Source organism: Deltaproteobacteria bacterium GWC2_65_14, from assembly GCA_001797615.1.
Lineage (GTDB): Bacteria > Desulfobacterota > Deferrimicrobia > Deferrimicrobiales > Deferrimicrobiaceae > GWC2-65-14.
Genome location: MGPV01000003.1, coordinates 2,366 through 21,406 on the forward strand (window position 1 = coordinate 2,366; position 19,041 = coordinate 21,406).

20 protein-coding genes are annotated in these 19,041 nt (G+C 62.5%); 5 read left to right on the forward strand and 15 right to left on the reverse strand.

Translation table 11 applies throughout. From position 1 onward, the window contains the following. Positions 1-284 precede the first annotated feature (284 nt). The 13 genes from A2X88_10060 to A2X88_10120 all read right to left on the reverse strand — a co-directional run bounded on the left by A2X88_10060 (position 285) and on the right by A2X88_10120 (position 12,085). Positions 285-623 (reverse strand): hypothetical protein, encoded by a 339-nt coding sequence (locus tag A2X88_10060; GenBank protein OGP35797.1) that lies wholly within the window; start codon positions 621-623, stop codon positions 285-287. Positions 624-750: 127 nt separating this feature from the next. Then, positions 751-2,241: a hypothetical protein gene (locus A2X88_10065; protein OGP35798.1), complete on the reverse strand. Its 1,491-nt coding sequence runs from the start codon at positions 2,239-2,241 to the stop codon at positions 751-753. Between the two features lies 1 nt (position 2,242). After that, the gene (locus tag A2X88_10070) at positions 2,243-2,578 is read right to left on the reverse strand and encodes a hypothetical protein (GenBank protein OGP35842.1); all 336 of its coding nucleotides are present in this window, start codon (positions 2,576-2,578) and stop codon (positions 2,243-2,245) included. A 34-nt stretch (positions 2,579-2,612) separates the two neighbouring features. Further along, positions 2,613-2,843 carry a glycine reductase gene (locus A2X88_10075; protein OGP35799.1) on the reverse strand — a complete coding sequence of 77 codons (231 nt, stop codon included), beginning with the start codon at positions 2,841-2,843 and terminating at the stop codon, positions 2,613-2,615. A gap of 27 nt (positions 2,844-2,870) precedes the next feature. After that, positions 2,871-3,941: a beta-aspartate methyltransferase gene (locus A2X88_10080; protein ID OGP35800.1), complete on the reverse strand. Its 1,071-nt coding sequence runs from the start codon at positions 3,939-3,941 to the stop codon at positions 2,871-2,873. Then, a complete protein-coding gene (locus A2X88_10085) occupies positions 3,942-5,270 on the reverse strand; it encodes a hypothetical protein (GenBank protein OGP35843.1) in 1,329 nt (442 codons plus the stop codon). 123 nt (positions 5,271-5,393) lie between these two features. Then, positions 5,394-6,107 (reverse strand): ABC transporter ATP-binding protein, encoded by a 714-nt coding sequence (locus A2X88_10090; GenBank protein ID OGP35801.1) that lies wholly within the window; start codon positions 6,105-6,107, stop codon positions 5,394-5,396. Beyond that, positions 6,107-6,883, reverse strand: a complete 777-nt coding sequence (gene livG / locus A2X88_10095) for a high-affinity branched-chain amino acid ABC transporter ATP-binding protein LivG (protein ID OGP35802.1) — start codon at positions 6,881-6,883, stop codon at positions 6,107-6,109. Before livG ends, A2X88_10090 begins: the two co-directional genes overlap by 1 nt. Next, a complete protein-coding gene (locus A2X88_10100; protein ID OGP35803.1) occupies positions 6,880-8,187 on the reverse strand; it encodes an ABC transporter permease in 1,308 nt (435 codons plus the stop codon). Before A2X88_10100 ends, livG begins: the two co-directional genes overlap by 4 nt. Positions 8,188-8,199: 12 nt before the next feature. After that, a complete protein-coding gene (locus tag A2X88_10105; GenBank protein OGP35844.1) occupies positions 8,200-9,123 on the reverse strand; it encodes an ABC transporter permease in 924 nt (307 codons plus the stop codon). Positions 9,124-9,253: 130 nt separating this feature from the next. After that, complete coding sequence (locus A2X88_10110; protein OGP35804.1) at positions 9,254-10,426, reverse strand: branched-chain amino acid ABC transporter substrate-binding protein; 1,173 nt, start codon at positions 10,424-10,426, stop codon at positions 9,254-9,256. A gap of 276 nt (positions 10,427-10,702) precedes the next feature. Further along, positions 10,703-11,689, reverse strand: a complete 987-nt coding sequence (locus A2X88_10115) for an aldo/keto reductase (protein OGP35805.1) — start codon at positions 11,687-11,689, stop codon at positions 10,703-10,705. A 213-nt stretch (positions 11,690-11,902) separates the two neighbouring features. Beyond that, on the reverse strand, positions 11,903-12,085 hold the full coding sequence (locus A2X88_10120; protein ID OGP35806.1) for a hypothetical protein: 183 nt from the start codon (positions 12,083-12,085) through the stop codon (positions 11,903-11,905). Between the two features lie 611 nt (positions 12,086-12,696). Between A2X88_10120 and A2X88_10125 the strand changes: the two genes are divergently transcribed. Then, positions 12,697-13,182, forward strand: a complete 486-nt coding sequence (locus A2X88_10125; GenBank protein ID OGP35807.1) for a hypothetical protein — start codon at positions 12,697-12,699, stop codon at positions 13,180-13,182. A gap of 88 nt (positions 13,183-13,270) precedes the next feature. Then, positions 13,271-13,867 carry a hypothetical protein gene (locus tag A2X88_10130; protein OGP35808.1) on the forward strand — a complete coding sequence of 199 codons (597 nt, stop codon included), beginning with the start codon at positions 13,271-13,273 and terminating at the stop codon, positions 13,865-13,867. A 131-nt stretch (positions 13,868-13,998) separates the two neighbouring features. Here the strand turns inward: A2X88_10130 and A2X88_10135 are convergent, their stop codons facing one another. After that, positions 13,999-14,628 carry a hypothetical protein gene (locus tag A2X88_10135; protein OGP35809.1) on the reverse strand — a complete coding sequence of 210 codons (630 nt, stop codon included), beginning with the start codon at positions 14,626-14,628 and terminating at the stop codon, positions 13,999-14,001. Positions 14,629-14,809: 181 nt separating this feature from the next. Between A2X88_10135 and A2X88_10140 the strand changes: the two genes are divergently transcribed. Together A2X88_10140 and A2X88_10145 are read left to right on the forward strand one after the other, a co-directional pair. After that, positions 14,810-16,204: a hypothetical protein gene (locus A2X88_10140; GenBank protein ID OGP35810.1), complete on the forward strand. Its 1,395-nt coding sequence runs from the start codon at positions 14,810-14,812 to the stop codon at positions 16,202-16,204. 6 nt (positions 16,205-16,210) lie between these two features. Next, positions 16,211-16,882, forward strand: coding sequence for a two-component system response regulator BaeR (locus A2X88_10145; GenBank protein ID OGP35811.1), 672 nt, complete (start codon positions 16,211-16,213; stop codon positions 16,880-16,882). A gap of 22 nt (positions 16,883-16,904) precedes the next feature. Here A2X88_10145 and A2X88_10150 read toward each other — a convergent pair whose 3' ends face one another. After that, a complete protein-coding gene (locus tag A2X88_10150; protein ID OGP35812.1) occupies positions 16,905-17,096 on the reverse strand; it encodes a hypothetical protein in 192 nt (63 codons plus the stop codon). Between the two features lie 220 nt (positions 17,097-17,316). On the opposite strand from A2X88_10150, the gene A2X88_10155 reads away from it, so the two are divergent. Continuing rightward, positions 17,317-18,804 (forward strand): hypothetical protein, encoded by a 1,488-nt coding sequence (locus tag A2X88_10155; GenBank protein OGP35813.1) that lies wholly within the window; start codon positions 17,317-17,319, stop codon positions 18,802-18,804. The last annotated feature ends 237 nt before the right edge of the window (positions 18,805-19,041 follow it).

The following is a 19,041-nucleotide window of genomic DNA, read 5'->3' on the forward strand; positions in this document are numbered from 1 at the left end:
TAGGTCCAGTAGGGGTTCCGGAACAGAACCGACTCCGAGAGCTTCTTCCAGGGCGAAAGCGGCATGGGAGTCCTCCTGTATCGGAAGGATGTCCGACTCGTGGAACGAACGCAACCCCTGGGGTGTCCTGCAGGAGCGTGCTCCGAAAAATAACCGGTTCCGGGGGGAGTCGCGAAAGGGATCGCCTGACGGAGCCCGAGAAGACATTCCAGGATGCGTTCGAGAGCGTCCCGCACGGCATCCTCGATAAAACGAAACGCGGCAGTTCCTGAGACGAAACCGACTTACCGGGTCACCGGCTGCGCGCGGAACCCCTCCATCATGGCAATCGTTTTCCCGATCTTTTCGTCGCCGACCGCAAGCTCCAGAAGCATCAGCTCTTCGTCGTACACTTCCTGCGGAATATGATCCTTGATTCCCGGTTCCAAAACATGGAAGACCTTCAGATGAAGACCTTCTCCCGCCAAAGGGCCGGACCAGCTGGGGTCGCCCTCCATGACCGTCCGGGAGCCGATTTCGAGATATTGCTCGTTGGTGACACCCCACACCACGATCAGGTTCTCCGACGTATGTTCATCCGCCGCCTTCTTGATCTCTTCCTGACTCACCGAGTCAAGCGCCAGGGCGGCCGTTCAGACGAAACAGGCATCCCGGACCAGTATGACCTGCGCCCCGGCCGCCTCCAGGCACCTTTTCAGCGACTCGGCCTTGATCTCCTGGCCGTCCCCGAAGGCGATCACTTTTTTCCCTTCAAGCATTGCTCCCCTCCTCTGCACGTTTCGGATTTTCCCCCAGCACGAGAGACAGACCGTCCGACAGGTTCGTCATCCGGGTCAGGAACGGGCTCCCTTTGGCTACGATCATGATACGCTTTTTCTTCCCTTCCAGGATTTCCCGGATTCCGTGCGCGATATAGGAAACGCCGGCGGGGATGTGCCCCTGCGTCGGCGCAAAGCCGACCAGCCCCCGTTTTTCGATGAATTCGTTCATCTGGGACTTTTCGATCTCTTTCTGCTGGACGGCCAGTGCCGCGATCAGCCGGTAGTTCTTCAGGGGGATGTCGTCCTGGCCGATCGGCAGCGTGATCTCCGGATTCTGCAGTTCGGTGGCATAACGGTCGATGTCCGTCAATTTCAATCCGTGGGCCTTCAGCGGCTCCAGGATCAGGCTCTCCTGGATGCGCTGCTGCGACCCTCCCGCGCCGATCGGGTATTTCCCCAGCAGATCGAGCCGAAGGATGGGCGAGTAGCCGTCGTCTTCGGTCACCAGGAAGGCCACTCCCCCGATCAGGTCTTCCAGAACCGGCATGTCTTTATCGAGATGCCCCTGGAATTTCATCCCCAGCTTGGCGAGCGACCCCCCGGCCACGACGGCCACCTTTCGGAACAACCCGGCCTTGACCAGAGCGGCCGCGTGGAGAATGCCGTAATGGGGGCCGACGCAGAAGGATTTGACGTCGCAGGAGATGGCGCTGCGGCACCCGGCCATTTCGCCGATGGCGCGGGCCAGGTTGCCACCGCCCCGCTGATACCGGTCGCCGGCTGCCTCCTCCGAACAGCTGATGATGAAATCGATCTCCGATGCATCGCATTTCGAACGGTCCAGCAGATGCCGGAGCGCCAGAAACGCCGAAGCCTTGGTCATCAGATTCTCCATCAGCACGAGGGCCGCAAGCGATTCGTCCTCGTCATGATGCCTCTGAAAACAGCCGATCAGGGCACCCTGATGGTAGAGAGGCACCGAATGGTCCAGGTCTATTTTCTTCCGTATTTCCTCTCCGCTTTTGCCATGGCGCAACTTCTGAAGCAGATCGTCGGATCGGCACAGGGGATGATCGGCGATCGCCGGCAGAGCGATTTCCTTCAGAAAACGGTTTTCCAGCCAGACCAGGTCGTAGGAGGATTCGTCCGTCGCCGCCTTCAGGAGAGCGTAGAACTCCTCCTGGGGCATGATCTCCCCGAACGGGCCGGTCCGGCCGAACGCGCCGTCACGATTCAGGAGATGTCGGAACCACGGCTTTTCCAGCGATCGAAGCGCGTCCGGCTCCATGTTTCCGATGAAGACCTGATTGGGGGCGTAGCGCACGGCTTCCTCAAAGGTACGTAAACGACCTTTTATTTTTTCCTCGAGGTCCGGATGCTTCTTTATCTCTCTGGATGGCTTGGAGCCGTGACGTACGAAATCGGGAAGATGAACGAGGATATTGGCACATGCCTGGATGATGACCTGGCTTGCAATCACATCAGTTCCCCAGGATATCGTTCAAGCGGTCTTCGATCTGTTTTTCGGTTGAGTCGTCGAACCCGTCGATCCGGAGAACGTTTTGTCCGCCCTTGAAAAACAGAAGCGCCGGAACACCCACGATCTTGAACCGGGCACAAAGGCCCTGGCTGTTCCAGGCGTTGACCTTGACGACCTTGACGTTCGGGAATTTCCTGGCCGCCCGCTCCAGGACGGGAACGAGGGCCTTGCAGGGGGCGCATGGAGGAGTGAAGAAGTCCACGAGAACGGGAATCCCCGACTCCACCACCTCTTTCTCGAAATCCCCCTCGCCGACCTCGACGAGATGCTCTCCCATGCTCATCCGGATGGATCCCCGTCGTTGGCCGGTGTCATGAAAAGACGGTCTGCTCTTCGACGGGTGTCTGGAGCGCGGCAAACGCTTTCTTCAACAGGTTCCGCCGCAGCTCTTTCTCTTCCGCCAGCGGGAGCTTGGGGTTTCCCAGCGGATGGGGTATGGCGACGGCCGGAACGATCCTGTTGGCCCCCACGGTCTGCGATATGGTGATGATGGAGCACACGTGAGCCACCGGAATCCCCGCCCTCTCGATCTCTTTTGCCATCGTTGCCCCGCAACGAGTGCATGTTCCTCAAGTGGAAGTGAGGATGACGGCCTGGACTCCGTCCCGGATCAGCTCGACCGCGATCTCCTTCGCGAATTTCCGGGCGTTGTCCACCGAGGTCCCGTTTCCCACGGTGGCGTAATACCACGGGTGCGGCTTGAACCCCAGCTCCTTTTCCAGCTCCCTCATCATGTCGATGGGAAGCACCCGGTTGGGATCCTCGTTGGCATAGGTGTTGTCGTATCCGCCGTGCGCGGACTGATGGGTTTTGGCATCCAGCGTCTCCAGTCCCTCCAGGGAATATTTCCCGTACTTGGAGGCGCTCGAGCTTTCGATATGGTCCGGATTTCCCTTGGGTACGATGCCGCCGGAGGTGACCAGGGCGATCGTTATCCCCTTCAGGTCGGCAAGGGCCGGCCGCGGCTCGACACGGTCGAAAAAGGGGATCGGATATTCGGTGTCGAACGGCTCCCCGTGGATCTTCCGAAGAAGCATGTCTATGGCGCGCCGGTAGGCCGGCTCCTCATGGAAATAATTCTTCCGGATGCCCTGCTCGAAGCACCCTTCGGCCTTGGGGAACTCGATCTCCTCCCCGCGCAGCCTCTTGATGCAGAGCCGGACCATCTTCCGGACCGCATCTTCCATGCCGGTCACGTTGTTGGCGGATTCGACGATCAGAACCGTCTTCCGGTACTGGTCCACCCCCGGGTTCTCCTTGTACATGGCGGTGACGGAAGGAATGCCCAGCGGCTCCAAAACCTGGCAGATCGCGCCGCAGGCCATTCCGTATCGTCCGGCATTGAACGCCGGCCCGGCGACGACCAGATCCGGACGGTGTCCCTGGATCGCGGGAATCAGTTCCCGAAGGACCTTTTCCTGGTTGTCGGCGAAATAGCTGTCGCCGCAGACGACCGTGGCGACGATTTCGACGTCCGCGTTCTCCTCGCGGAACATCTTCTCCAGGAGGCGGCCGGGTCCCTGCGGACCCTGGATCGTGAAGGGCTCGCAGTCGGCCTTCTCTTCGCCGCCCACGCCCCCGAAGAACTGGTTCACGTAATGGACGATCCGGGTTTTCCTGTTTCGGGAGGTCGCGGCCATCTATTTGAACCTCGAGGATATTCTTTCGAAACCCAGCTGGTTGGTGGACCCGATGAGCGCCTGCAGCTCGATGGCGACGCTGCCGCCCGGAAGGCGGCATTTGTTGGAGCCGCCGGCCAGCTCCGTGATGACGCGGTCGTCTCCGATCACCTTTTCCAGCGGCGGAAGCACGATCACTTCGTTGGCGTTTCCGGTGGACACGATCGCGTCGGCCTTCGGGTGGCTGTCGACCAGCGATTGCGAGGCGCCGTCCTGTCCCGCGAATTCGTCGGTGAGCAGGACCGTCTTGATGCCGTGCGCCTCGATCTTGGAGCAGTTCATCATGAGATCGGCGTCGGGGTTGCCGAACCCCTCCTTGGAAACGATGACGCCGTCGGGAGAGAGCGAGGCGATGAGCTCGGCCGACAGCGTGGACGACCGCTGCTTGTCCCCCAGCGTGACGTTCTCGTTGGTGATGACGCAGCCGACGAAATCCCAGTCCGTCCCGTGCCTGCGCAGGAGCTCGAGGATGATGGGGTTGTTCTGCTGATGATAGGTCGTGTTCTTGTCGCACGCCGAGACGCAATTTCCGGAGACGATGGCGCCGAACAGCACTTCCGTCGGCACGATCCGCCGGGGCAGCATCGTCTTGACATCCACCCCGCAATAGTAGGTGTCGTGCAGCAGGCCCTGCGACTGGAGCATGTACAGGTAGGCGATCCGGGGCAACCCGTTTCGCCCGGCGCGTTTCGGGGAACCGGGGGAGCCGGGATATTCCGGGTTGGTCAGGGTTTCCCTGCTGCCGGAGGGCAGCGGCCCGTTCAGGACGGACCTGGCGATGTAATCGGAGGCCTTGATCCCGGCCATCCGGACCGTTTTTTCGTGATCGTGCCGCTTCGTCCCCTCCTTCACGGTGATGTCCAGCACCAGGTGGAGCTTTCCGGAAAAGAGCGAGTACCGGGCGCCCGGGCCGGACATGTCGATCAACCCTTCCTGGAAGCCCACGATCGATCCCACGGTGGTCACGACCATCCCGGACAGCGACGCGATCTCCCCGGAGGGAACCCCGCCGGCGTCCGGATCCCATGCGGAAAGCACTCCGGGAAAACCCGGATACCCCGGGATCAGGCTCAACCGGGGTTCGATGACGTCCTTGACGGGAATGATCCGGACCGATTCCCCGGGACGGGCAATCTCGAACCGGACATCCCCGATGTTGGGATCGGATTGCAACAGTTCGGCCAACTCATCGATATGGATGAACAATTTCCCGTTTTCCAGACGGGTGGGAGAGGAAAAACCGATCTCCGAGACGGGGATCCTGTTCCACTGATGCCTTACTGGCTGCACTCCCGCGTGAGGTTTCGCATAGGACACATCTGCCTCCTACAGGGCGGGCTGGATTTCAAAGATTCGGTTCCGGAAACTATATCTTCATCCTAACCGAAGTCAACCCGTTTTGGAAACCGGCGATCATCCCCCGAGGTAGGCTTTCTTGACCCGGGGGTTCAAAAGAAGTTCCTCGGACCCGCCCTCGAGCACGATCCGGCCGTTCTCCAGCACATACCCTCGACCGGCGAACTGAAGCGCCATGCGGGCATTCTGCTCGACGACCAGGAGAGTGGTTCCCTCGCGGTTGATCTCCCTGAGCGAGTCGAACACGCTCGTCATGAGCAGGGGAGCCAACCCCATGGAGGGCTCGTCCAGGAGCATCATCTTCCTGCCGCTCATGAACGCCCGCCCGACGGCCAGCATCTGCTGCTCGCCTCCGCTGAGCGTTCCGGCCTTCTGGCCCTGCCGCTCAAAAAGCCTCGGGAAGATCGAGAATACCCGTTCCAGATCGTTCCGGATCGCCTTTCCGTCCTTCCTGGCAAAGGTGGCGAGCCGAAGGTTCTCCAGGACCGTCAGGTTGTCGAACAGGCGCCTTCCTTCGGGTACATGGGAGATGCCGAGCCCGCTGACCACCTTGTCCGCAGGGTATTGGAGCAGGTCCTTTCCCCGGAACGTCATTTTCGTCCCCGCTTGGACCGGGACAAGTCGGGAAATCGCCCGCAGGGTTGTGCTTTTTCCCGCCCCGTTGGCTCCGATGATGCACACGATCTCCCCCTCGTCGATCCGGAAGCCGATCCCGTGAAGGGCCTTGATGTTGTCGTAGGAAACCCGCAGGTCCTCCACCGACAGCAGCATCAGACCGCCCTCTCCTTGCCCAGATAGGCCTCGATGACCCTGGGGTCGTTCTGGATCTCCTCGGGCGTCCCCTCCGCGATGAGCGCGCCGAAGTCGAGTGTCTGGATAGTCTCGCACAGCTCCATGACCACCTTCATCCTGTGCTCGATGAGAAGGATCGACAGCCCGAACTCGCCGTGGACCCGGCGGATGATCTCCATGATCTGCACCAGTTCTTCCGGGTTCATCCCCGCCGTCGGCTCGTCCAGGAGCAGGATCCTGGGTTCCGTGGCCATAGCACGGGCCATCTCCACCCTTCTCTGGGCGCCGTACGGCAGGTTGTGGACGACCTGATCCGCGAGATGGCGGATCCCCATCATCTCCAGGAGGCGCAGCGCCTTCTCCTCGATCTCGGCTTCCTCCCGGTGATGCCCGGGTGTGCCGCAGAACGCCCCGAACAATCCGTACCGGATCTTCGAGTAGCGGGCCAGCTTTACGTGATCGACGACGGTCATGTGTCTCCACAACAGCAGGTTCTGAAAAGTCCTGCTCACCCCCATGGAGGCGATCCGGTGAGGCGGAAGGCCGTTGATTTTCCGGCCGTCCAGGAGGATCTCCCCTTCCGTGGGCTGGTAGATGCCTGTGATGAGGTTGAAGATGGTGGTCTTTCCCGCCCCGTTGGGGCCGATCAACCCGCGGATCTGGCCGGATCCCGCCTCCAGACTGTAGTTCCGGACGGCGCGCAATCCTCCGAAGTCATGGGACATGTTGCGAATCTGGAGGAACGGCGCCGTCATGCCTCACCCTCCGGTTTCCGCTTCGGCTGGATCAGGGCCGTGACGTCGAGATCCTTGAACGCGATCAGCCCCGTCGGGCGATAGATCATCACGAGGATGAGCAGGAGCGGAATGATGATCCACTTGAAAATCTCCAACGGGCGCAGGGCTTCCCCGAGGAGACTGATGCTGACGGCGCCGACGATCGACCCGTACACCGAGTTCAGCCCCCCGAAGTAGACCATGGCCAGAACCTCGGCGAGCTTCTGGATGCCGAAGGTCGACGGGTTCACGTACCGGAGCACGTGCGCGAAAAGCCCGCCCGCCACGCCCGCCCAGAAGGCCGCGAAGAGAAACGCCACGATCTTGGTCCGCCGGGTGTTCACCGTCATGGCTTCGGCCGCCATTTCGTTGTCGCGCACCGCGCAAAGGGCCTTCCCGACCGTCGAGCGAACGAAATTGTTGACGCTCCACACGCAGAGGACGGTCCAGGCGAACACCGTGGGGAGTGTCGCCCAATCCGGCTGCCCGCTCAGGCCCCGCGACCCCCGGACGAATTCCAGGTTCTCGATCAGGCTCTTGACGATGAACAGGAACGCCAGGGAGATGATGGCCAGGTAATCGCCCCTCGTTCGAAAGGAGGGGATCGCGACGGCCAGGGCCCCGAACGATGCCACGAATCCGCCCAGGACCAGGCCGACCGGGAACAGGAACGGCCCCAGGGCCGGGGAGAGGAAAACGCCGCCGAAGAATTGATCGTTGACGAACAGCCCCACGGTGAACACCGAGGCGAAGTAGGCGCCGATGGCCATGAACCCCGGGTGGGAGCAGGAGAACTCGCCCATGTAGCCGTTGATCACGTTCAGGCTCAGGGTGACCATCACGGCGATCAGGGTGAGCTTGAGCACGAGGACGCGGTAGTCGCTGATTCCCGCCCAGAGGTGCAGGGCCGCGTACAGCAGGGCCAGGTGAACGGCGACCGGGATCGCCTTCGGGAAACGGACAAGCCATGCGGCGAGCCGGTTCGCCGGGGAGATGCCAAGCCGGGTCACGACGGCCGTGGGCACCGCGTAGATCAGCAGGACGTACAGGACCGCCCCGGGGATCAGGGCGGGTTTTTTCAGCATGATCACGAAACCGAACAGGACCGGCACTTTCTGCAGCCCCAGGGCCAGCGCGAGGGGAGCGCCCGCGAGGCGTTCCAGCGTGACCGCGACCAGGACGCCGGCAAGCCAGCCCAGCAGGGGGACCCGGGAAAACGTCTTCCAGAGATTCCGGCCCGTCGCCCTCACCCCTTCCACCCCCGTCCCGCTTCCTCTCTCCATGACCGTGGGCGGCTACAGCCTCAACCGCGCGCTGTACGGTTCCCCGAAAAATCCGTGCGGCCGGATCGTCAGGATCAGCAGGATGATGGAGTAGGCAATCAGGTCGCGCAGCGTCGAGGGGAAGATCATGGCCACGAAGATCTCGGTGAACCCCAGCAGGAAGCCGGCGAGCGTGGCCCCGATGATTGAGCCCCGCCCCCCCAGGATGGCGGCCACGAACGCCTTCCATCCGATGAGAATGCCCATATACGGGTCCAATACCGGATAGGCGACCCCGAAGAGGATCCCCGCGGCGGCCGCCAGCGCGGACCCGATCGCAAACGTGAGGGCGGCCATGGTGTTCAGCGGCACCCCCATCAGGGGCACGACGGCGAAGTCGAAGGCCATCGCACGCATGGCCATCCCCCACTTCGTCCTACGGACGAACTGGTGCAGGGCGAAGGTGAGGAACAGCGACACGAGAACGATCATGATCTTCTTGTTGGTGAGGAACACGCCGCCCCAGTTATAGGTCGTGGTCTCGATCAGGGAAGGGAAACTGACCCTCCGCGCCCCCAGCAGGGCCAGGTTGCCGGTCTCCAGAATGATGCCGATCATCAGTCCCGTGATCGCGGCCGAGGCCCTTGGCGCGTCCCGCAAGGGCCGATACCCTACCCGCTCCACGATCAGGCCGACGAACGAGGTCAGGAACATGGAGAAGAGGATGGTCAGCACGAGGAGCAACCAGCTGGGCATGGCGACGGCGCCCAGGGAGGCAAGGGCGATGAGGCCCATGGAAACCCCGAAGCCGATGTACGCCCCGACCATGAAGATGTCGCCGTGTGCGAAGTTGAAGAGCATGAGGATGCTGTACACCATGGAGTACCCCAGCGCGATCAGGGCATAGAAACTCCCCCACTGGAGGGCGTTGACCAGGTTCTGGAGGAAAATGACCATCGCTTCGTCGCCTGCGCTTTCGACAAAGGCGGGCCGGGACAATACGTCCCGGGCCCGCCTTTCCGTCAAAACAAATTTACGTCATCGTGCGGGGTCGATCGCGGAATCGCCTCTCCTGCGCTGACGCTCCCTAGGGACAGGCGGACTTGTAGAACTCGAACTGGCCCTTGTCGCTGATCCGGACGATGACGGCGCACTTGCTCGGGTCGCCCCCCCCGGTGAAGGTCATCTCGCCGGTGATCCCCTTGAACTTCTGGGTCCGGGCCATCGCCGAGCGGACGTTGTCCCGGTCCTTCTTCAGGTCCCCCGTGAGCCCGCCGGTGTCCTGGACCGCCTGCTGCACGAGCAGCATGGCGTCCCAGGTGAGCGCGGCCACGTCGTCGGGCACGTAGCCGTGCTTCTTCTGGTACCGGTCGATGAACGCCTTGGTCGCCCCCGTGGCGCCGGCCGCCGCGTAGTGGGTGCTGAAGAAGAGCCCGTAGCAGTCCTTGCCGCAGAGGGTGACCGTCTCGGCCGAGCCCCAGCTGTCGCTCCCCACGATCGGTTTCTTCCACCCCAGCTGGTGGGCCTGCTGCACGATCAGGGCCACCTCGTTGTAGTACTGGGGGGTGAACAGCACCTCGGCGCCCGAATTGTTGATCTTCGTCAGCTGGGAGCTGAAGTCGGTGTCCTTGGTGGTGAAGCTTTCGTAGGCCACGACGGACCCGGCCCCGTGGAGCCCTTCCCAGGCCTTCCTGAAGAACTCGGCAAGGCCCTTGGGGTAGTCGCTCGCCACGTCGTAGAGGACCGCGGCTTTCTTGAACTTGAACTCCTGGGTGATGAAATTGGCCAGCACCGGCCCCTGGAAGGGATCGAGGAAGCAGGCGCGGAACACGTAGGGCCGGTCCTTGGTGGTGTCGGGGTTGGTGGACCACGGGGTGATCATCGGCGTCTTGTAGTTGTTCGCGATCCCGCCCGCGGGCACCGCCTGCTTGGAGGCCTGCGGTCCCACCATGACGAGCACCTCGTCCTCGGTGATCATCTTGGTGGCGGCCTTCACGGCGGATTCCGCCTTGGACTCGTTGTCCTCGATGACGAGCTCCACCGGGTACTTCTTCCCGCCCACCGTAAGCCCCCCGGCGGCTTTCACGTTCTCGAGCCACATCTGGGCCGCGAACTTCGTCCCCTCGCCCACCTTGGGGATATCCCCGGTGAGCGGGGCGTTGATGCCGATCCGGATCGTCTGGGCCTGAACCGATCCGGAGGGTAGAAACGCCATGAGCCCCATGAGGGCACAAACGACAACCAACGGTCCTCTCCGCATCGCTCCTTCCTCCTTTTTTCCCCTTGACGTGCCGTTGTTTATTGAACCAACGAACGCCTCGCCCGATCAGCACCTCTGCTCCTTTATGAAAACGCCGGAACCTTCGATTCCGGCCCACAAGGCCTGCTGCGGTCTGCGCCCACGGAATGGCAGGATTTCACGATATGGAGCGGTGCAAGGGGCTGTCAAGGCGAAAAACGGGCGATGAAAATGCGGAAGCCGGCCTCCGGGCTCGTCGTCCGCAACGCCGGCACCGACGTCCTTGCAGGGGATCCCCTACCGGTTCAGGGCCTTCATCGCCTGTTCGTGGTAGCGCGTCCCCTTGGCTGCTCCGACAGGGAACGCCGCGGCGAGCCGCGCGACATCCCCCGGCGTCAGCGATACCTTGAGCGCCCCGGCGTTTTCCTCCAGCCGCTCCACCCGCTTGGTCCCCGGGATGGGGAAGATGTCCGGCCCCCGGGCGAGCAGCCACGCCAGGGCAAGCTGGGCGGGCCGGCACTTCTTTTCGACGGCGATCTGCTCGAGCCGCTCCACGAGAGACAGGTTGTGCGGCAGGTTTTCCGCGGCGTAGCGGGGGTTGTTGCGCCGGTAGTCTCCCTCTTCCACGTCGTTCAGGCTCTTGATCTTCCCCCCGAAGATCCCCCGGCCCAGCGGGCTGTAGGGAACGAAGCCGACCCCCAGCTCCCGGCAGGTCGGCAGGATCTCCTGTTCCGGCTCGCGCGTCCACAGGGAGTATTCCGACTGCAACGCCGCGATCGGGTGCACCGCGCACGCCCTGCGGATCGTCGCGGGCGCCGCCTCGGACAGCCCCAGGTACCGCACCTTTCCCTGCCGCACGAGTTCCGCCATCGCCCCGACCGTCTCCTCGATGGGGGTTTCCGGATCGACCCGGTGCTGGTAATACAGGTCGATCACGGCCACTCCCAGCCGCTTGAGGCTTGCCTCGCAGCAGCTTCGGACATACTCGGGCTTCCCGTTGACGCCCAGCCAGCTCCCGTCCGCCCCCCGGACGTTGCCGAACTTGGTCGCCAGCACCGCCTTGTCCCTGCGGTCGCGGATCGCCTTCCCGACGAGCACCTCGTTGCGGCCCACCCCGTAGATATCGGCCGTGTCGAGAAAGTTCATTCCCATCTCCAGCGCCCGGTGGATCGTCCGGATCGATTCCGTTTCGTCGCCCGTCCCGTAGAACTCCGACATCCCCATGCAGCCCAGCCCCAACCGCGACACCTTGAGATCGCTTTTCCCCAACGCTTTTTGTTCCATCGCGAACCTCCCCCGGCCTTTGTTGTCCGCTGTATCCCAAGATACCAGACTGTCTTATAGATGACGCAGGCAACCTGCCGGGTTCCGTCGAACGCTGTTCATGGGATGCGGAAGCGGATGCGGGAGGAGCGGGGAGGAGGCGGCAGCCAAAAACACCCGGCCGCCGCCCCCTTCCCCCTGTTCGTGGGGCATACCCTTATTCATTGCATGGGTTTACGCCTTTTTCCCCGGATTTCTCCTCAGGAGCGCAATGACCAGCCAGACGAACGCGATGATCCCGAAGGAACCGAAGGCCTCGCTCCACCCTCCGCCGGAGCCGCCAACGGAGCAGCCTCCGGCCGCCGACACGGTACTCGAGAGCTCGGCCGCCCCCCCGGCGTCTTCGGGGACCGCCACGCCAACCCGTCCGAATCCCAATCCTCCAGCGCCTGGTTGAACGTGTGGGCCCCGAGGTCAGACCGGGCGAAATCGGATCCGAAACCGTTGATCGTTGGGTAGTAAAACGGAGCATCCGTGTGGCACAACTTGCAGGTGTCCAACACCGAGAATTCTGTTCCATACCCGGAATTGAAATCCATCATGTACCAATCCTGGGCCAAACCTTTGGTCCCGCAGAGCATCAGCACCGCGACAATCAGCGCGGCCATGGACCGCCAAACTTTGTCCCATCGACTGACATTTTTCTGTCTCATCGCGAAAGGGTTGTCGTGCCTACAGTCTATCTACCCGAACGGATTGAATTATTTTCCTCCCCTGCCTCGGGAAACACCCGTTTTCGTCCCGCCGACGGGATTCCTCCGAAATGCACTCTAGCAAAGCGCATGCCGGAAGCCGTCCCACACTCCCTGTCCGGCCCCCCTTCACCCGGCCGCCCGGACGCAGGCCTCCCGAAGCCTGAAGAGGGTTTCCCGGACGGTTGAAGATCCTGCCTTGACGCGCCGATAAGTATGGATACGACATGCCTTCGACAATGGTTGTCAGGGGCACACTGAGACAAGGAGGTACGTATGAAAGGACGTTTCCCAAGGGCGGGTGTCTTCACGGTCCTCGCGGTTCTTGCCCTTTCCAGCCTGCCCGATTCCGCGCCGGCGGGATTGAACCTCAACATCAACATCGGCACACCGCCGGTGGTCGTGGTGGAACCCGCCGGGATTGTCCTGATCCCCGAGATCGGAGTCTATTTCGTTCCCGATTCGGATCCGGATCTCTTTTTCTACGCGGGGTTCTGGTGGTCGCCGCGAGGAGACCGGTGGTACCGCTCCCGGGTCTGCAACGGCCCGTGGGTGGTGGTGGAGCGCCGGGTCGTCCCGGTGGAGGTGGTCCGGGTTCCGAAGGATTACCGAGTCCGGTACGCAAAGGCAAAACATGTCCCGTACGGACAGTGGAAAAACTCCCATTACCGGGAGCTCAAAGAGGTTGGCCGAGGCGATGATCACCAAAAACGCAAGGAACATAAAAAGATGGGCAACCGGGGGAATAAACATGACAACTGACAACCGTCCGATGCATCCGGCGGCCGCGGCAGACATCCACGCTCCGGAAGCTGCGTCGCGCCCGGCAGCAAAACAAGGAGCCGCAACGTTGGAAGGCTACCTGTTTTTCGGACACGTCATCGACACCCTTGCCCAAGGGTCCGCCTTCCGCGGCTATTTTGCACGGTTTCTCAGGATTTCCGCCGCCGTGATCGTGTTCGCCGGACTCGTCGCGCTCGTCGACGCCTGGAAGTTCATCTCCCGCCAGGAAGCGGCCGGGATCCTCGGCGGAATCGTCTACATGGTCTGTCTCGCCGCCGGCGTCTACATGGTCGTCCATGCTACGATCCTTCGTGCCGGCCACATCGCATCCCTCCCCGATGGAGAGTTCACCCTCATTCCCCTGTGCGCCGTCCTGTCGCTCCTCGCCGGGGAGGCATACGCCGCCTTTTCCGCTTCCGTCTCCCTGGGCGGAGGGCTCCTGATCTGGTTTACCCGGGGCAACGCCTACAATCTGCTTCGGGACGTCTCCTGGTTCGTCCCCGCCTCCGGAGGGACCGACTTTCTCGCAGGAATCCTCTTCATGGTCCGGGGGTTGGTCCGCGCCGCCCTCGTCCTCACCGGGGGGTACCTCGCTTCAGAGCTTTTCCTGGTGGTCGGGAGACTAGGGGAAAAGGGGCCGGGGATGTTCACGACCAAGGAGTAAAGCGCTTCCCCTCAATCCGGCATTCGCTTAAGGATCGAAAGCTTCTTGTTCGCCGGGTGGATAGAAGAAGCGGTTGCCGGGACAAAAACCCCGGCAACCGCTCTCCGCATTGCCATTCGTCCGTCAGGACGTTACCTCCGGTTGCGATGGCCGTGCCGGCCTTCCTCCATCGGGCCGAGTTTTTTTGCCAATTCCCGCTGCTCGGGAGAGAGCAGCGCGAAGATCTGGCTCTTGGTCCGGGCCCGGGACACGACCAGCTCGACGCGCGTTTCGTTCTGGCTTTGCGCCAAGGCGCGCACGGTTGCCTCGTTGAACGGCTCGGCCTCGATGGCCTTCCGGAGATTCTCCCGGTTCTCCGCAAGCTGCTGCCGGAGCGGCTCGGCCTGTTCCCGTTCGGATGTAAGGATCGCCTTGACCTGATCCTTCTGGGCCTCCGTCAGATCGAGTTTCCTTGCCATCCGGGCGAAACGCTTCCCGGGACCCTTTGCCCCGTCCTTTCCTGAGAACTTCCCTTCCGGAACGGCGACCATCCCGCCCCGGATGTCCCGGCAGATGCCGGACACGGCATCGCCGCGGGGCGATGTGAACTGGACCGCGTCCCCCTCGCTCATGCCCGCGCACGCGTCGATCGCCTCCTGCGGAGGGCCTTTGGATCTTCCACCGCCCCAGTTGCCGCCGAAGGCTATCCCCGCGGCCGGGACCATGGCCGCAAGCGCCAAAATCACCGCCGTTTTCCTGATCGTTGCTTCCATCCTTTTCATCGCGACCTCCTTTCCGTTCCGTGATGGATTTCCACCTTCATGATTGATTACACCCGCCGAATGTGGAGGAAATGAGGAGGAAATGAGGAAATTCGCGAAGAAGTCGGGATATGTCTGGTTTTCCTCGATTCCCCTGTGCTATTTGGAATCGTAGCGTTGGATTTTTTCTCCGGGAGCAGCGGTGAAGATCCGGATCCAAACCAAACTGTTTCTCGCCATGCTGGCAGTCGCCTGCGGGGTGGTCGCCTGCATGTTCCTGGTGATGCGGTGGAGCTTCCACCGCGGCTTTCTCGACTATGTCAACAAGGCGGACCTGGAGCGCGTCGAGTCCCTCGCCGGGGTGCTCGAAGAGGCGTATGCCCTGGAGAGGTCCTGGCGATTCCTGCAAGACGATCCCAGACGCTGGCGCCGGCTGCTCCGTGCTTCCCTCCCCGACCAGTTCCGGGAACCGGGGCGCCAGCCCGGGCAGATGCGGCCGGAACCGCGCCACCTCTTCGCGCGCAGGGTGGTGCTGCTGGATGCCGGGAAACAGGGCATCTTCGCCCCCCCCGACCTCCCGGAGAACCTGCCGCTCAAGCCCCTGCTGCATGAGGAGAAAACGGTGGGGTACCTGGGGTTGCTCCCCCTGAAAATGATCGCGGACGCCCGCCAGCTGCGCTTTGTCACGGAACAGAAGCAGGCCTTCGCCATCATTGCCCTGGCGATGGTCTTCCTGGCGGCCCTGGTCGCCATTCCCCTCGCGCAGCGGATGGTCAAACGGATCCGGGTCCTGGCGTCGGCCACGCACCGGCTGGCGTCCGGACACTACGACACGCGTGTTCCCGTGGAGTCCTCCGACGAGATGGGCCGGCTTTCCCGGGACTTCAACACCCTGGCCCTGACTCTCGAGAAACACGAGCAGACGCGCCGGCAGTGGATCGCCGACATCTCCCACGAGCTGCGAACGCCCCTGTCCATCCTTCGCGGCGAGATCGAGGCCATGCAGGACGGGATCCGCGCGGCGACCCCCCAGGCGATCGGCTCCCTGCACGGCGAGGTGATCCGGTTGAGCCGGCTGGTGAACGACCTCTACGATCTCTCCCTCTCCGACCTCGGAGCCCTGACGTACAGCAAGGCCGACACCGATCTGGCCGAGGCTCTGGCCCAGGCACTGGACCTGTATCGCCCGGAATATGCCGGCAAGGGGATTTCCCTTGAGACCGATCTTCCGACCGGCACGGCATGCCCCCTGTTCGCCGACTCCAAGCGGCTCCACCAGCTGTATTCCAACCTCCTGGAGAATTCCCTGAAATACACCGACCCCGGCGGGCGGCTTCGGGTCTTTGTCGAACGGGGCGACGCGGCGGCAACGGTCCATTTCCAGGATTCGGGGCCCGGCGTCCCCGAGGGCGACCTGGATAAGCTGTTCGACCGGCTCTACCGGGTGGACAGCTCCCGCAACCGGGAGATGGGCGGCGCGGGGCTTGGCCTGTCGATCTGCCGGAGCATCGTCGAGGCGCACGCGGGAACCATCGCGGCCTTCCCGTCCCCGCTGGGAGGCCTCTGGGTGAAGATCGAGCTCCCCATGAGCGGATAGGAAACGATGCCGAAGAAAATCCTGGTGGTCGAGGACGAGCCGAAGCTGGCCGACCTGCTGCGGGATTACCTCGAACAGGCCGGATACGAGCCGCACTGCCTGGGGAACGGCCTGGAAGCCGTCCCCTGGGTCCGGAAGCAGGCCCCCGACCTGGTCCTGCTCGACCTGATGCTGCCGGGCAAGGACGGGATGGAGATCTGCAAGGAGATCCGCTCCTTCTCCGCCATCCCGATCCTCATGGTGACGGCGCGGGTCGAGGAGATCGACCGGCTGCTCGGGCTGGAGCTGGGAGCCGACGACTACATCTGCAAGCCGTTCAGCCCCCGTGAGGTCGTCGCGCGCGTCAAGGCGGTGCTGCGCCGTGCGGGCAAACAACCGTCCCCCGCCGGGGGCGGGCTGTCGCTCGACCAGGACCGTTTCCAGGCGACGCTCCACGGCAGGGCGCTGGATCTGACCGCCATCGAGTTCCAGCTGCTCCACATCCTGGCGGAGAACCCGGGCCGCATCTTTTCCCGAAGCCGCCTGATGGACCGGATCTACCCCGACCGGCGTGTCGTCAGCGACCGCACGATCGACAGCCACGTGAAAAAGCTGCGCAGGAAGATCGCGTCCGCCGCCCCGGGCGAGGAATGGATCCATTCCCTGTACGGAGTGGGCTACAAGCTCGAGACTCCGTAGGCCTTCCGAACCATCATCCCCATCACCGGTTTTTCCTTTTTCCCCGGATCACGAAGGAGATGTACGAGCCCAGGAAGTACACGAGAAAGAAGAAGGGGAAGAGGATGGACACCCGGAAGGCCTCCATGGCCGAATGAAGTGCGGCCAGGATCAGCAGCACCACGGTGATGCCGACGGGGATCAGGAGCAGGTTGACCCATGATCTTCCCGCCACGATGGCAAGCCCGATGATCGCACCCCAGAAAACCCATGGCTAGCGAGACGATCATCGAGGTACTCATTTGTCATCCTTCAGGCATCTCTTGGTTTTCCCTGCATCCAAGACCTGAATAATCTGCGCCTTGATTGTATTGATCGTTTGAATCATTTACCATAGCGAAGAGATCGAAACAGAATAGGCAACAGCGTTTTCTTCGTTCCCTGCTGGTGTACCGATGAAGGTCCTGCTTCTTTATCCGGAATTTCCCGATACGTTTTGGAGCTTCCGTCACGCCCTGCCCTTCCTGGGAAAGCGTTCCGCCTATCCCCCCCTGGGGCTTCTCACGGTTTCCGCACTGCTGCCGCCGCGCTGGGAACGAAAACTGGTCGACCTGAACGTTGAAAAACTACGCGACAAGGATCTGGCCTGGGCCGACGTGGCATTCCTAAGCGCCATGCTGGTCCAGGCTCCCTTCCTTTCGGATCTGATCGCCCGTTGCCGATCGGTGGGGCTGAGAACCGTCTTGGGGGGACCGATCACGAGTGGAGAGCATCCCGCCTACCGGGATGCGGACCACGTCGTCCAGGGCGAAGCCGAGGGAGTGATCGAAGAAGTGGTCCGCGACCTGGAGACGGACCAAGGGAAGCGTTGGTACAAGGCACCCCACTGGACGGACGTGACACGGCTTCCGCCCCCCGAGTTTGCCCTCGCGAAGATGCGGCGGTACAGCGCCATGCCGGTCCAATATTCGCGCGGCTGTCCCTTCTCCTGCGAGTTCTGCGACATCATCGAGCTGTTCGGACGGACACAGCGCACCAAGACGGCGGAGCAGGTCCTCGCGGAATTCGACCAGTTGTACTCTTCCGGCTGGCGGGGCTCCGTGTTCATCGTCGACGACAATTTCGTCGGGAACAAAAAGGCCATCAAGGCGCTGCTTCCCCGGCTGGCCGACTGGATGTGCCGCCGTCGGAATCCCTTTTCCCTGTTCACACAGGCCTCGATCAACATGGCGGAGGACGAGGAACTCCTCTCCCTGATGCGGGCGGCCCGCTTCGTCAAGGTATTCGTCGGCATCGAAACCCCGGTCAGGGAGTGCCACCTTGCGGCGGGCAAGCACCACAACGCAAATTCCGATCTGCTCGCAAGCGTGCACCGCATCCAGGAGCACGGCATGGAGGTCATGGGCGGCTTCATCCTGGGATTCGATCAGGACCCCCCGGAAATCTTCGAGAAGATGATCGCCTTCATCCGGGAGGCGGCCATCCCCGTTTCCATGGTGGGCCTTCTGACGGCGTTGCCCAACACGCGGCTGTGGCGCCGCCTGTCCGAAGAGGGCCGGATCCTGCGGCAGAGCATGGGCGACAACACGGCGGCCCTGCTGAATTTCATCCCGCGGATGGACCCGGATACCCTCCTCGCGGGATATCGGGACGTGATGTCATCCATCTATAGCCCAACAGAGTACTTCGAGCGCGCCCGGGCATTGCTCTCCCGGCTTGGACCCTCGCCGAAAATTCGCCATATATCATCGGACTACTTCGCCCTGATCCACTCGTTCATCCGGCAGGGGATCTTCGCGCGATACCGGAAAACCTATTGGAAGTTCCTCGGAAGTACGTTATTCCGCACCCGGAGACATTTGGGGTTGGCGGTCACATTGGCCATCATGGGGCATCACTTCTTTACGCTGACCGAACGCCTGGAATCCGACCTTCCGGAATAAGGTCTCTATCATTCATTTCCCGGTGTTTTTCGGGATCGGCGGCAAAAACGGTTCCCCGGGGCGCCAGCCGACGGGGCACAGCTCCCCGGTTCTGAGCGCGGAAACGAGCCGCAGAATCTCTTCGACGCTCCTTCCCACGGTCAAGTCCTGAACGATGTACGCCCGGACGAGGCCGTCCGGACCGATGAGGAACGTCCCCCGCAGCGCGGCCCCGAGCCTCTCCAGCAGGACCCCGTA

What these genes read in the sequence shown, in the direction of transcription:
- A2X88_10070 (OGP35842.1), bottom strand. Translation starts at nt 2,578, where the DNA reads ATGGGAGAGCATCTCGTCGAGGTCGGCGAGGGGGATTTCGAGAAAGAG.
- A2X88_10075 (OGP35799.1), bottom strand. Translation starts at nt 2,843, where the DNA reads ATGGCAAAAGAGATCGAGAGGGCGGGGATTCCGGTGGCTCACGTGTGC.
- A2X88_10080 (OGP35800.1), bottom strand. Translation starts at nt 3,941, where the DNA reads ATGGCCGCGACCTCCCGAAACAGGAAAACCCGGATCGTCCATTACGTG.
- A2X88_10090 (OGP35801.1), bottom strand. Translation starts at nt 6,107, where the DNA reads ATGCTGCTGTCGGTGGAGGACCTGCGGGTTTCCTACGACAACATCAAG.
- livG (OGP35802.1), bottom strand. Translation starts at nt 6,883, where the DNA reads ATGACGGCGCCGTTCCTCCAGATTCGCAACATGTCCCATGACTTCGGA.
- A2X88_10100 (OGP35803.1), bottom strand. Translation starts at nt 8,187, where the DNA reads ATGGAGAGAGGAAGCGGGACGGGGGTGGAAGGGGTGAGGGCGACGGGC.
- A2X88_10105 (OGP35844.1), bottom strand. Translation starts at nt 9,123, where the DNA reads ATGGTCATTTTCCTCCAGAACCTGGTCAACGCCCTCCAGTGGGGGAGT.
- A2X88_10110 (OGP35804.1), bottom strand. Translation starts at nt 10,426, where the DNA reads ATGCGGAGAGGACCGTTGGTTGTCGTTTGTGCCCTCATGGGGCTCATG.
- A2X88_10115 (OGP35805.1), bottom strand. Translation starts at nt 11,689, where the DNA reads ATGGAACAAAAAGCGTTGGGGAAAAGCGATCTCAAGGTGTCGCGGTTG.
- A2X88_10125 (OGP35807.1), top strand. Translation starts at nt 12,697, where the DNA reads ATGAAAGGACGTTTCCCAAGGGCGGGTGTCTTCACGGTCCTCGCGGTT.
- A2X88_10135 (OGP35809.1), bottom strand. Translation starts at nt 14,628, where the DNA reads ATGAAAAGGATGGAAGCAACGATCAGGAAAACGGCGGTGATTTTGGCG.
- A2X88_10145 (OGP35811.1), top strand. Translation starts at nt 16,211, where the DNA reads ATGCCGAAGAAAATCCTGGTGGTCGAGGACGAGCCGAAGCTGGCCGAC.
- A2X88_10155 (OGP35813.1), top strand. Translation starts at nt 17,317, where the DNA reads ATGAAGGTCCTGCTTCTTTATCCGGAATTTCCCGATACGTTTTGGAGC.